The sequence below is a fragment of the Bacillus salipaludis genome (genome assembly GCF_030938565.1).
Taxonomy (GTDB): domain Bacteria; phylum Bacillota; class Bacilli; order Bacillales; family Cytobacillaceae; genus Neobacillus; species Neobacillus salipaludis_A.
The window spans coordinates 1158664-1172151 of the sequence record NZ_JAVGVR010000001.1 but is presented as its reverse complement, the minus strand read 5'-3'; the positions used below and the strand labels follow the sequence as shown (position 1 = coordinate 1172151).

The 13488-nt window shown below is 39.1% G+C and carries 10 protein-coding genes and 1 pseudogene; 5 read left to right on the top strand and 6 right to left on the bottom strand.

The window, feature by feature from the left end:
- Positions 1–302: 302 nt before the first annotated feature.
- Complete coding sequence (locus RCG21_RS05730) at positions 303–1571, bottom strand: extracellular solute-binding protein (protein WP_308912953.1); 1269 nt, start codon at positions 1569–1571, stop codon at positions 303–305.
- A gap of 266 nt (positions 1572–1837) precedes the next feature.
- On the opposite strand from RCG21_RS05730, the gene RCG21_RS05725 reads away from it, so the two are divergent.
- On the top strand, positions 1838–3598 hold the full coding sequence (locus RCG21_RS05725) for an alpha-glycosidase (RefSeq protein ID WP_308912952.1): 1761 nt from the start codon (positions 1838–1840) through the stop codon (positions 3596–3598).
- Positions 3599–3730: 132 nt separating this feature from the next.
- On the opposite strand, the gene RCG21_RS05720 is transcribed toward RCG21_RS05725, so the two are convergent.
- The gene (locus tag RCG21_RS05720; RefSeq protein ID WP_133336442.1) at positions 3731–5401 is read right to left on the bottom strand and encodes a glycoside hydrolase family 13 protein; all 1671 of its coding nucleotides are present in this window, start codon (positions 5399–5401) and stop codon (positions 3731–3733) included.
- 200 nt (positions 5402–5601) lie between these two features.
- Here RCG21_RS05720 and RCG21_RS05715 point away from each other — a divergent pair.
- Together RCG21_RS05715 and RCG21_RS05710 are read left to right on the top strand one after the other, a co-directional pair.
- Positions 5602–7317: pseudogene (locus RCG21_RS05715) on the top strand (SpoIID/LytB domain-containing protein); the annotation flags it as partial.
- Between the two features lie 30 nt (positions 7318–7347).
- A complete protein-coding gene (locus RCG21_RS05710; RefSeq protein WP_268884113.1) occupies positions 7348–7845 on the top strand; it encodes an Ig-like domain-containing protein in 498 nt (165 codons plus the stop codon).
- Between the two features lie 114 nt (positions 7846–7959).
- On the opposite strand, the gene RCG21_RS05705 is transcribed toward RCG21_RS05710, so the two are convergent.
- Positions 7960–8994 carry a TDT family transporter gene (locus tag RCG21_RS05705; protein ID WP_165976311.1) on the bottom strand — a complete coding sequence of 345 codons (1035 nt, stop codon included), beginning with the start codon at positions 8992–8994 and terminating at the stop codon, positions 7960–7962.
- A 245-nt stretch (positions 8995–9239) separates the two neighbouring features.
- Between RCG21_RS05705 and RCG21_RS05700 the strand changes: the two genes are divergently transcribed.
- Together RCG21_RS05700 and RCG21_RS05695 are read left to right on the top strand one after the other, a co-directional pair.
- Positions 9240–9755 carry a DinB family protein gene (locus tag RCG21_RS05700; protein WP_133336450.1) on the top strand — a complete coding sequence of 172 codons (516 nt, stop codon included), beginning with the start codon at positions 9240–9242 and terminating at the stop codon, positions 9753–9755.
- 234 nt (positions 9756–9989) lie between these two features.
- The gene (locus tag RCG21_RS05695) at positions 9990–10418 is read left to right on the top strand and encodes a VOC family protein (RefSeq protein ID WP_133336452.1); all 429 of its coding nucleotides are present in this window, start codon (positions 9990–9992) and stop codon (positions 10416–10418) included.
- Between the two features lie 86 nt (positions 10419–10504).
- On the opposite strand, the gene RCG21_RS05690 is transcribed toward RCG21_RS05695, so the two are convergent.
- The 3 genes from RCG21_RS05690 to RCG21_RS05680 form a co-directional block, all read right to left on the bottom strand.
- On the bottom strand, positions 10505–11122 hold the full coding sequence (locus RCG21_RS05690) for an exonuclease domain-containing protein (RefSeq protein WP_308912951.1): 618 nt from the start codon (positions 11120–11122) through the stop codon (positions 10505–10507).
- Positions 11123–11394: 272 nt separating this feature from the next.
- Positions 11395–12069: a YwrJ family protein gene (locus tag RCG21_RS05685; protein ID WP_133336456.1), complete on the bottom strand. Its 675-nt coding sequence runs from the start codon at positions 12067–12069 to the stop codon at positions 11395–11397.
- A gap of 27 nt (positions 12070–12096) precedes the next feature.
- A complete protein-coding gene (locus RCG21_RS05680; RefSeq protein WP_308912950.1) occupies positions 12097–13461 on the bottom strand; it encodes an arsenic transporter in 1365 nt (454 codons plus the stop codon).
- Between the last annotated feature and the right edge of the window lie 27 nt (positions 13462–13488).

Genomic DNA, 13488 nt, shown 5'->3' with positions numbered 1-13488 from the left:
CTAAGGAGTTTTCCTTAGTGGTCAGCCCCGATATAGGGAGACTTTGTCTTCTGGCGTAGCCAGAGACTTAGTCTCCCTTAATGCGTACAGAAAGCGTTAGCTTTCTGTAGCCAAGTGCTGGAGGAACTGGCGGTGAAGTCGTTCTTTGACTTCATCGGCAGGGCCGAAGCAACCTCGAGGGGCTAGGCGCTGTAGCTGGACATTCTCAAAGTCGTTTCTGCTCACAAAGCATCTGATGAGTTTCTACTATTATTTAATAGACAGCAGTACCTCAAGGGGGATGAGGTACTGCTGAGAAATCATTACTTAGAAGTTTCGATATTTGCCTTGATTTGTTTTACCGCATCGTCTAGTGCATTTTTAGGAGTTGCTTTACCGGTTACAACCGTTTGAAGCGAGTCAGCCATTGGCTTCCAAACTTGACCCATTTCAGGGATATTTGGCATTGGCACAGCGTATTGAGATTGCTCAGCAACCGCTTTAGCACCTTCGTTACCCTTAATAGCGGGATCGTCAAGTAATGCTTTATTTGTTGGAACTTCAGCTGTTTGTTCAAAACGGTATTTTGCATTTTCATCATTTGTGATGAATTCTAAGAATTTCGTAGCCCACTCTTGATTTTTAGAATAGGCTGAAACATGCCAACCTTTTACTCCCATGAACGTTTTAATATGTTCACCATTTGGCATAGTTGGAAGTGCACTCATACCAATTTTGATACCTGCATCCTGGTATGGTTTATACGCCCATGGTCCGTTCATAACAGATGCTACTTTTCCTTCAGTAAATAGACCGTCTAAAGCGGATCCGCCATTTTCACCGATGATTCCTTTTGGGAACAATCCTTCTTTATACCATTTTTGAATATACTCCGTACCTTTAACAGCACCTTCATTGTTCAAACCAATATCATTTGGATCAAGGGTTCCATTGTTATTTTTGAATACATATCCACCCATTCCGCCGATAATTCCATGTGCGAAATAGAAGTTATCCCAAAGCGCTAAGAAACCGTATTTTCCGCCATTTGTGAAATCTTTAGAGAATTTATATACCTCATCCATTGTTTTTGGCGGTTCTGGCATTAAATCTTTATTGTAAATAAAAACAGGTGTTTCAGAGGACTTTGGAAGTCCGTAAAGTTTTCCATTGTAAGTTTCTGCATCAATAGAAGATTGAGAGAATGTATCGGTAACACTTTTATCTACTTTTAGCTCAGCAATTAAACCCTCCGTTGCAACCTGGCCAATTTGATCATGTGGTAATGTAACGATATCCGGGCCTGTACCAGCAGGTCCATCAAGACGCAATTGGTCACGCATTTTTGTAGCCATTTCAACTTCTTTGTATTCAATTTTAATTCCGTTTTTCTTTTCAAAATCCGCAGCAACCTTTTTCAGCCAGCCTGATTTGTCTTTATCTTCCCAAACAACTAGTTTTTCCGGTTTTGCTGCAGCTTCTTCTTTTTTGCCATTATCTTTTGTGCTAGACGCGTCTCTTTTAGGACCGCATGCTGCAAGAACACCGAGCATTAAGACAATCATCATAAAAATCGAAAGTGCCTTTTTCATTTCTACCCCTCCTGTTTTATGTAGTATTAAAGTTTTGTGGTGTGCTTAGTTTTCACCAAATTGAAGAAAATACTATAACGCTTACATTTTGCGAAAACGGTTGCACAACATAATTTCATTATAAGGGGATTATTAAATTTTACAACTATTTTTTTAAAAAATATTTTTATATTATTTGAAAATGGATAAACTAAATTCTACTAAAATTAGTGATTATCTAGTAAAATTAACCTTATCTGACACTAAAATGAAAGAGTTGATTCGTATTGTTAAGAGAAGCGATTTATCATCGACCAAAAGATAATTATGCATACGTTTGCACAAATGGCGAATTACACATTCAACTACGGACGAAAAAAAACGACGTAAAAGAAGTCATTCTCCTTCATGGTGACCCATATGCTTGGGCTGACAACGGGTGGCAGCCGACAACTGCACCGATGAAAAAAAACGGTTCTGACCAACTGTTTGATTATTGGTTTATTGCCGTCGCTCCTCCTTTCAAAAGGCTGCGATACGGTTTTATCCTAACGGATGAGTCTGAATCAGCCTGCTTTACGGAAAAAGGATTTTACTCGGATCCTCCCTTGGACGATACTGCCTATTATTTTAGTTTTCCTTTTTTAAATAATATTGATATTTTCCGAGCTCCTGTTTGGGTAAAAAACACAGTATGGTATCAGATTTTTCCGGAGCGTTTTGCAAATGGGAACCCTGACAATGACCCGGAAGGAACCCTGCCTTGGGGCAGCACTGAGCCGACTCCTGTTAATTTTTTCGGCGGCGATTTAGATGGAGTTATCCAACATGTTAAATACTTAAAAGATTTAGGGATTAGCGGTATTTACTTTACCCCCATCTTTAAAGCCTATTCCAACCATAAATACGATACGATAGACTATATGGAGATTGACCCGCAATTTGGCACAAAAGAAACCTTTAGGGAGTTAATTGATGTATGTCATCAAAATGATATTAAGGTGATGCTTGATGCAGTATTTAATCATAGCGGATTTTATTTTCCACAGTTTCAGGATGTTTTAAAGAATGGAGAAAACTCCCGCTATAAAGATTGGTTCTATGTCCGGGAGTTTCCTTTGGTGACGGAGCCGGAGCCAAATTATGATACGTTTGCCTTTACGCCGTTTATGCCAAAGTTAAATACGGAAAACCCGGAAGTGAAAGAATATTTGCTGGAGGTTGGCCGTTACTGGGTAAGAGAGTTTGATATTGACGGCTGGCGTTTAGATGTAGCCAATGAAGTCGATCACGCATTTTGGCGCGATTTCCGAAGGGAGGTAAAAGCAATCAAGCCAGATGTGTATATTCTCGGTGAAATTTGGCATGATGCAATGCCGTGGCTTCGTGGCGACCAATTCGATGCGGTAATGAATTACCCATTTACCTCCAATATCTTGAATCTATTTGCGAAGCAAAAAATATCAGCAAAAGAGTTTGTAGAAAATATGACGGGTTTCATTCATATGTATCCTCGTAATATCAATGAGGTAGCTTTTAATTTGGTAGGAAGTCATGATACACCTAGAATATTAACGGAATGTGGAGAAGATATTGAAAGAGTGAAGCAAATCTATACCCTTTTATTGACTTTTATTGGTACGCCATGTATCTATTACGGGGATGAAATTGGCATGACAGGAGTGATGGACCCGGGCTGCCGCAAATGTATGGAGTGGGATAGCGCTGGGCAAAATCATGTGCTTTTTGCACATGTACAAAAATTGATTCGGCTCCGCAGAGAAAATCCCTTGCTCGCAAATGAAGGTCAGCTTTCGTTCATTCCGCCAGAATACCACGAAAGCTGCTTAGCTTATACAAAATCCAATGGCAACCGGGCCATTTTGGTGGTTTTAAATACGAGCAGCATAGAGACTCAGTATGTGGTTCCTTTTGAACTGCGTGGAAAAACGATAACGAACCTTTGGGAAAATGAAGAGCATGTTGTTTCTGGGGATGAATTTAGTGTTGTTCTGCCTGGGAACGGGTTTATGATATTGGAATTTTAAAGCTTGTAGGTTTTTTAGGACATTTCTTGGCTTGTAAAGGCCGGAAATGTCCTTTATTTTGGTTTTTGGGACATTTCTTCGCTCTGAAACACCCAAAATATCCTTAATCCTATCCATCTAACCTCAAAATTCCTATTTACCTTTTAAAACAATCGCCTCGTAAGACCGCAGCTCTTTCGGATCCGCCTCATCATAGTTAGCAAGGATGATCTCATACTCAGGAAAACGGTTTAGCAAATCCTCATCCTCCATCACTATCGTTTTGTCACCAAAATTACAGAATACAAGCAGGCTTTCATCCTTCCAGTTGCGCTCATACGCGAATATCGACGGATGATCCTCTAAAAGCAATTGAAAATCTCCCTCAACGATAATGTCCATCTCTTTGCGAAGAGAAATTAATTTTTGATAAAAATAAAAAATAGAATTCGGATCCTCTAAAGCAGCTGTTACATTAATCTCTTTGTATCTTGGATTCACTTTAATCCAAGGAATTCCACTCGTAAACCCGCCGTGTTCGGAATCATCCCATTGCACTGGAGTTCTGGCATTATCCCTTCCTTTGACATAAATCGATTGCATGATTTCATCATGTGCATATCCTAATGCTTTTCTTTCTTCATACATATTAAGGGTTTCAATGTCACGATAATCCTCAAGCGACTCAAATTTCACATTGGTCATGCCAATTTCTTCCCCTTGGTAAATATAAGGAGTCCCCTGCATGAAATGGAGGCAGGCTGCAAGCATTTTAGCCGATTCCACCCGGTATTCCTGATCATTACCGAAACGGGAAACAATCCGCGGTTGGTCATGATTGTTCCAATATAAACTGTTCCAGCCTTTTTTGTGTAAGGCGGTCTGCCATTTTGCCAAGTTTTCCTTCAAATCGACAAGATTCAGCGGCTTTAAATTCCACTTTCCACCTGGCGCACTATCCAAATCCATATGTTCAAAGGTAAAAATCATATTTACCTCATTTCGATTGGGGTCCGTATATTGCGTCGCATCCTTAGGCGAGGCCCCAGGCATTTCCCCCACTGTCATCACCGGATAATCCGACAAAACCCGTTCGTTGATTTCTTGTAAAAACTCATGAATTCTAGGACCGTTCATAAAATAACGGCTGCCATCCCCATAGGTTTGTCCATCGTGAATTTCACCCTCGGGCAGCCCTGGCTCTTTCGAAATAAAATTAATGACGTCCATCCGGAAACCGTCAATCCCCTTATCCAGCCAAAATCTCATCATTTGATAAACCTCTTGCCGTAGCTTTGGATTTTCCCAGTTCAGGTCGGGCTGTTTTTTTGAAAAAATATGTAAATAATATTCATCAGTGATTTCATCATATTTCCAAGCAGATCCGCCAAAAACAGATCCCCAATTATTCGGTTCTCTTCCGTCTTTCCCTTTCCGCCAAAAATAATAGTCCCGATAAGGACTTTCCTTCGACTTTTTTGACTCCATAAACCAGTAATGTTCATCAGAAGTATGATTCACGACCAAGTCCATGACTAACTTCATACCACGTTGGTGAACTTGATCCAGTAATAGATTAAAATCTTCCATCGTTCCGAACTCCTGCATGATTTCCTGGTAATTACGAATATCATATCCATTATCATCATTAGGTGAGTCATAAACAGGACTTAACCATAGAACGTCCACACCTAAAAGCTTCAAATAATCCAATTTTTCAATAATCCCTTGAAGATCACCAACTCCATCCTGATTGGAATCATTGAAGCTTCGCGGATAAATTTGATAAACCACACTTTTTTTCCACCATTGATTATTTTCCAAATAAATCCCTCCTGTATTCTCCAATATAACATATTTATTTTTGTAGATTAGCTATCGTCTTTTACAATCCTTTAATTGGTCGAAATATCCACTTAAGGGAAAAAACTAACATTGTAGCCATTTTAATAAATTAATATAGTTAAATTACAAATATATAACACTATCAAAATAGATTATAAATATACATCAGGGGGAAAAAAATGAAGAAGTATTGCTCTGCCTTTCTAGTCCTGCTACTTTTTCTTTCTTCACTTAATTGTATAAATATTGCATCAGCAGAGGAAGTCAAGTTGATGACAGTTAAGCTAAAAAACTACATTGGCAATCAGAAGACACTGACTATTTCTGTGAAAGGTAAATACGACATTCCGGATACGGATGTTTCATTAGTAGAAGGAAAAACGTATAAAGTACAAGTTGAAAACAGTGCACTCTCTTTATATGAAAATAGTACTTTGATTTCAAAGTTTACTAGCTTTACTTCTGTACCGAAAGAATATGGAACAAACAATGTAATCTCCATCAATAATCTCCCGTACCTCGGAACAATGAAATTTACATTAGAAAACAATGCGTATGTCCGCCCTGTTAACACACTTCCATTAGAAGATTACTTAAAAGGCGTTGTTCCTTATGAAATGATGGCGTCTTGGAACAAGGAAGCATTGAAGGCCCAGGCAGTTGCTGCTAGAACCTATGCGGATCGTTACAAATCAATATCCGGATTTGACGATACTGTAAGTTTCCAAGCCTACGGCGGCTATTCCTGGAATTCAAATAGCACATCTGCAGTAGAAGAAACAAACGGACAAACCTTAACCTATAATGGCAAGCTGATTGATGCTTTTTACTCTGCCAGTAATGGGGGAATGACCGAATCCAATGCAAGTGTTTGGGGAGGCACTCCGCTCGCGTTTTATCCTATTAAAGAAGATCCATATGATAAAAAGGTTCCCTAGAGTTTTACCTTAAATAAAACACAAATTGACACTTCTTCATTAGATTTATCCCATCCACAAAACTGGTGGGCTTCGGTAAAAGAAACGGATTCCTCACTTGTTACGAGTATAACAAGCTGGATGATCCAAAATGGCTATTCTGACAAAGAGATTAAAATTATCTCAATCCCAAAATTATCTTTCTCCGACCAATTAACTGCTGGGGGCAGAGTAAAATTAGCAACGATTAAGCTGAACTTCTTTTTAAAAGATAAAACCACCGGTGATTTTGTACTGGATGACCAGAAGCAAATTAAAACAAATACACTTGAATTTAAAGATGTTACAGCGACAAGAATTCGTGGCATGATTGGCATTAATGTAATGAAAAGTTATTTATTGACCAGTTACCAAGAAAATGGCACTTCTTATATCGTTACAGGTCTGGGTAATGGCCATGGCGTGGGAATGAGCCAGTGGGGTGCGCAAGCGATGGCCGACCAAGGGCTGAGCTATCGTGAAATTTTAAATTTTTATTATCCCGGGACAACGTTAACAAACCCTGATTTTGCACCGGTAGTAAATATAGGTACTCCTAATAATACTAGTGGAACCGATAATCCCACTTCTAGCGTTGTAAATGAAGCTCCTGCTCCTGCGGGCTCCAGCAATGACAATGGGATTGAGCAGTCAACACCATCTGCTGATGCTCCCGAGAGTACGACGAAGCCACCGAGTATTTCAAATGTTAGCTCTGGTTACAATTCTAAAACCAGACAAATTACTGTTAACTATACCGTTTATGAAAATGTTACCTCAACTGTTTATGTAAAAAATGCTGCTGGAAAGATTATTTCCTATCCTATAAAAGAGGTTAAACAAAAACCCGGTAACCAGCATGTGACATTAGATGTTTCAAAGCTGCCAAATGGTGTATATACATTTGGGATTATTATTTCAAACTCACAAAAATCCTCAGCTATTACGAAGGTTACCATAAACAAAATTGTGGTTACTCCTAAGGTCGGTACAGTTTCCAACACGTCTTCATCCGTTTCCGGAACAGCTGAAGCAAAAGCGGCCATTTATGTAAAAGCCAGTTCAAAAGTGATTGGTAAAGGTGTTGCTGACACAAAGGGCAAATTTAAAGTAACGATTCCTAAACAAAAAGCGGGAACTAAACTTTCAATTTATGCTAAAGATGCCATAGGCAATACAAGCAAATCCTTTAATTTAGCCGTAAAGGATAAAATTGCTCCATCTAAACCAATGGTGAATCCTGTTACTTATCGGGACACAGTAGTAACAGGAACAACCGAGGCCAAAGCTGCGATCACGATTAAAACTCGTACAAAAACGCTGAAGTATGCGAAGGCAGACTCAAAAGGAAAGTTCAGAGCAACGATTTCAAGACAAAAAACCGGCACAACACTATATGTGACCGCCAAGGATCCTTCAGGAAATGTAAGCAGTGCAACGGCTGTGAAGGTGAAAACAAGAAGATAATGAGAACCAGGTTTTCTGGTTCTTTTTTTATTTTAATTAGAGAGAACCTCTTGTATGTTTTACTGCTGAATAGTAAAAAGAGCTGCACCGTTTTAGGTTCAGCTCTTTCTTTTGTTATGCATTTAATTCGCTGTTTTTTTGATATTGCTTAGGATAATTGCGACTGAATTGGAGGAGATGATTTGCACAAAGGCATACCTCCAAAATGAGCAAGCATGGAACTGCCCAAATTCCAATCGTAATAATTATTTTTTGAATGGCGGATAGTGCAGACAAGCCAGGAGCTATCATGTAGGTGAAAGTAAAAAACATACCAAATGTAAAAACCCTGCTCCACTGGCTTAAGTCATAAATAAAGATTGCCGTTTTTAATCCTAAAGATTTCATTCGCTTATACATTCGATAGATTTCGATCGACTCAACAATCACAAAAATAGTGGCTGCACATACCCATATCGCGATGATTACCTGTTCATTTACTGATTGGGATCGAATACAAGCCAGTCCTGTGATGGACAAGGCACCATGGAGAATACAATTGGTGTTATTCCAGTCCTTTTCAATCGACCAAGAGGACGATTTCATAAGATAACGCTTCACGATGATAAACGCACTAATTAAATAGAAGCACAACCCGAGCATGATAAAGAAATGGTCAACGGCGATAGGTACCTTTTTGTAAACGGAACTCATGACAAGCACCAAGGATTGTGTACTGACGGTCGTTAAGAGCAGGATGCCGTGAACTTTTTCACTGAGCCTTTTGCTGTTTAATTCGAAAAATGCTTGAATGCAAATGAGGACATAAAAAAACCACAGGCAAAAATTGAAATAGGATATGATTTTGGCAATCAGTGCCCATTCGGTAAACTGCTTTGCTATTAAAATCGTACAAATTGAGGTTCCCGCTACCCATGTCCCGATTCCAAACCGATTGATTGGATTGGAATAATGGATTTCCCTAAACTTTTTGTTAAAAAAAGTCATCAGGATAGAAAAGGAAAAGGAACTCCATAAAGCGAAATTGATGACACTGAGAATTTTTTCAAGGGAATGAATTCCGAAAAAGTTAGAAAGTACTCCCTGTGTGATAATTCCAAGCGACATAACAGCTGCCATTGTCGATGTAGGGACATATATTTTTTTCAAAAGAAAAAATGCAATAAGGCTTGCGCACAGAAGGATAAAAATAAAAAAATATAACACTATTATCACCTTAGAAAAATTTATAAGTTCACCTAATTGTAACATTTATAGATTGATTTTTTAATTGCTCAATGGGTTTTATTTAAATATGATGGAGCGCTGGGTTTGGAATTTAGTCAGCAAGAAAAATGTGGTAGGATAGTTTTAGGAATTGATTTTTTAAACGAATGGGAAGGGAGAGTTTTAAAATGTTGCAGCGACCAAATGAAAATGAATTTCCAGCTTATTATCAACCTTATATTCAGTTAGTTCCTGAAGGTGAACTTTTGCAGGTGCTAAAAGATGATCTAAAAGAAACAATTGCTCTTTTTGAAGGGATATCCGAGAAAGATAGTTATTTTCGATATGCTGAAAACAAATGGAGCATTAAAGAAGTACTTTGTCATATAACAGATACGGAGAGAATCATGAGCTACCGCCTGCTGCGAGTGGGCCGCGGTGACGAGACTTCTTTAGCCGGATTTGATGAGAATGATTATATAAAAGGCGCACAAATTGAGAGGCTGCCATTAAAAAATATTCTGGACGATTTTATAGCAACACGAAATGCCACCATCAGTCTGATTCAAACCATGCCGGAAACAGCGTGGGAAAATAACGGATTCGCCAACAACATGCCCATCACCACCCGTGCCATCGCCTACATCATCGCCGGCCACGCCATCCACCACAAAAAAATCGTAAAAGAAAGATACGGTGCCTGACACCGTTCGTGGACAAACAGGCAAATTTGTCCGCGTATGGTGGACACTCACAACCTCACCATAACTTGATATTTTTTATTTTTGTGTTGCGAACAGATGTTCTTGGTTATATAATTTGTTTATGGGTAATAATAGGATTTGTGTTTCTTCATTGTTTTTTTGTAAAATCGATGAACTAGGTTTTAATCTTTACCCATATAAAAAAAATATAAATGAACCGGGAGATGATGATCAATGTCAGTACGTTTAATTCCTTATTTAGTAATGGACGGAAATGCGAAAGAAGCGATTCAGTTTTACCAAAATGCCTTGGATGCCCAAGTCCTGTTTTCTCAATCCTTTGGTGAAATGCCAGAAAACCCGGACTTCCCTCTTCCAGCTGATGCAAAGGATCGTATTTCACATGCTACGATAAAAGTTGGTGAAACGGAACTAATGTTTTCTGATACGTTTCCTGGTCAGCCGCATCAAACTGGATCACAGGTTACAATCTGCGTAACAACTGATGATGCGGAACAAGCAAGAAAATTCTTTGATGCTTTATCAGACAACGGTCAGGTGACCATGCCGCTCCAAGAAACTTTTTTTAGTCCTGCATACGGCAATGTAATCGACAAGTTTGGTGTACACTTCCAAATCTTCACGGAAGGCAAACAACATTAAAAAAATCGCATCTAGTGATACATAAAAAACAAGAAAGTCCCCTGCCAAAAAAGGGACTTTCTTGTTTTTTAAAATACCTAACCCACTTACCCCATTTTCCTTTTGGCTGCAGCGGGCTGATATTTCCGCATTGGCCCGAATTCAAGGACTTCCTGTAAATAGAGATTCCCATTAGGACTTGTTTTCTTGAGCAGTTCCATCAAGTATGTAATATCGTCCATTGCTCTATGCGTTTGGTGATTCGTGATATTATGCGATTGTAAAAGAGTTAAAAGCTTTCCATTTGCGAAGCCATAGTTTTTCCAAGGGATATTCCGCATCGTGCAAAACCATTTCTGGTCATTCACCTCTGGGTACATATGAACCAAGAAGCTCCGGTCAAATGAAGCATTATGAGCAAATATAGAATCCGCGCGATGAAAATAGGCTTTAATTTTTACATCATAAAAGCTTTTCCCCCTAACCGATTCAAAAGGAATTCCATGAACTCTAAAAGCTCGATCATAATTGTTCAGGGCGGTGGTGGACAACGGCTCACGCAAAAAGGAATCTTCCTCAAGAACATCCAAAATCTCGCCTGTATCCTCCCGATAAGAAAACAATTTTAACGCAAGTTCAATCACTTCATCTGTAGTAGGCCCTAATCCAGTTGTTTCTACATCGACTAACAATCCTAATTTTTGGATACTGTGCAAATTTATCACCTTTTATCTGTAATCTTATCCCTATTATAACAAAGCTTATCTTACCTTCCTATTTCCAAATTAATCAAAGAATCAGACAGAGGGAACAAAGTGATTGCTAAAAACATACCTTATATAGTAAATACATGGTGAAAGTCCGTGGCACCCATATGCCACGGACAGATTGTAAATCCGGAATCATTTATTTATCCATCTTGTCTGTTTAACAGAAGATGGATTATTTTTTGCCGTTTTTCGTTCCACTAAGCAAAATGTTCTAAATCTCCTTTTCATTAAGGCAATTGAATCGTTTTAATATGCTCTAAGTTCCGATACACCGTTTCCCTTTCAGCTGTGACAATCGTCATTTTGTTATTTCGAACCTTTTGAAGCAGGCCGATTTTTTCCGGATGGTCACCGCCGTCTAAAATAACCATCTGGTTTTCCAATTTTTTCATCTGTTCTTCAAAGGTCCTGGCCAACGGAGCAGCTGCGGGTATTAGCGGAATACTTTCTTTACTTAAATTATAAGGCGTTGCATTTTCAGGGTATGGAATCAGCCACTTTACATGCTGCATCGAAATAAACATCGTTTTGTAAGCGGGTGAATGGAAGACAAAATAGTCATTTAAAATGCTGGTTAAATAGCCATGGATGGATTTGTTTCCTGTCACATAAACCTGGACAAACCGGCCTTTTGCATTGTTTAATATTTTACGAAAAGAGATGGATTGGGTTTCGAGCTCAATTGGTTTTTCTGATGGGGGGCCTTCAAAATAATACTCTTCGATCACGATTTCTTTTAATCTTTGAATATGAACAACTGGAATATAGAGAAAGGATTGAGTTCTGCCATCATAAATTACAATGATGTCCAGCCCGGAATCGACGAGAACCCCGATATGGAAACTACCTCCGGAAATTTCAACCTCAATAGTTTTTCCTAATAATTCATTAAAATCATTCATTATGATTCTCCTTTTTCCTATAGACAATTATGATTGAAGTGCTCCTCCAAAAATCCACGAAACCCAGTAATATAAGACTACTAATGTGAATATTACAGCAGGAGGAATAACGACACCTGTGATTTTTACATATTCCCACCAAGTAATGCGTACTTTTCCTTTTCTGACGATATGCATCCACATCAACGTTGCCAAGGTTCCCATTGGGAGCAGCAAGGATCCCATATCACTGCCAATGACATTCGCAAGATAGGAAACTTTCAAAGTAAGCGTGTCCAATCCCATATTGGTTAATGTTAAAGTTCCTACCATTAACGCCGGGTGGTTATTGAAGATATTGGAGAGGACTGATAAAAGCACGCCCATCATAACACTTGCATGGAGCAAGCTCCCAGAGACAATCGGGCGCATAAATCCAACCAGCCATTCGGTTAAGCCGATATTATGGAGACCGTAAATGATCACATACATGCTAAAAGCAAAAATGATGATATACCAAGGCGTTTTTTTCAACATATCAGTTGGAGGCACCTTTAAATACATCCACCTCCAGCCCAAGAGAACAAGTGAGCCAAAAACAGCCATTACAGATACGGGAATGGACAAGAACGAAGCAACAAATAGGCTGACTCGGACAGCAAACACGAATAAAAGAACGTTTCGCATAAAACGGGAGCGCTGCTTTTCCGTTTTATATAACGGCCCTGGTTTTAGTGGATGATAGGATGGAAATGACAGCCCTGAAACTTTTGTCGGGACAGTCTTTGGAAGGATTTTATAAAATCTTAGAAACAGCAGACCAACGAGAAAAAGCAGTCCAAGTGTGGCTGGGACAAACATCATCGCGGTATGCATATATAACGACATATTAACGATTTTTAACGCAATTAGATTCACAATATTACTTACTCCAATCGGTGCACTCGATGCAGTCGCAATCAAGCCTCCAGAAAGTAAATAAGGAATCTTTTGGTGATTTTTCAACCCCATATTATTGAGTAACATAACAAGAATAGGGGTGGTAATTAGGATACTTCCATCATTGTTGAAAAAAAGTGTCATAAGAAAACATAAAAGGTTGACGTACCAGAATAAACGAATTCCGGAACCCTTTGCTTTGGCAGCGAGCTTCTCCGCCACCCAGTGGAAAAATCCAAAGCTCTCGAGAACAATCGCCATGACGATCGTGGCCATAATAGTAATCGCGGCACCACTGATTGTTTCGGTGATGATTCCAAGGTCGGAAAGTGTTACACTTCCGCTTAATAACACAAGGATCGCGCCCATCGTGGCCGGAATCGCTTCGTTGATTCCTTTAGGCCTCCAGAGAATGAGAACCAGTGTAACTACAAATGTGAGTATGGTCATCCAAACCATCGGTTGAAGAAACATGTCTTTCCCCTTTCAAACTAGTTCGTA

Bases quoted from the DNA above. Each gene is read 5' to 3' on its own strand.
- RCG21_RS05685 (WP_133336456.1), bottom strand. From the start codon at position 12,069: ATGAATGATTTTAATGAATTATTAGGAAAAACTATTGAGGTTGAAATT.
- RCG21_RS05695 (WP_133336452.1), top strand. From the start codon at position 9,990: ATGTCAGTACGTTTAATTCCTTATTTAGTAATGGACGGAAATGCGAAA.
- RCG21_RS05730 (WP_308912953.1), bottom strand. From the start codon at position 1,571: ATGAAAAAGGCACTTTCGATTTTTATGATGATTGTCTTAATGCTCGGT.
- RCG21_RS05680 (WP_308912950.1), bottom strand. From the start codon at position 13,461: ATGTTTCTTCAACCGATGGTTTGGATGACCATACTCACATTTGTAGTT.
- RCG21_RS05700 (WP_133336450.1), top strand. From the start codon at position 9,240: ATGTTGCAGCGACCAAATGAAAATGAATTTCCAGCTTATTATCAACCT.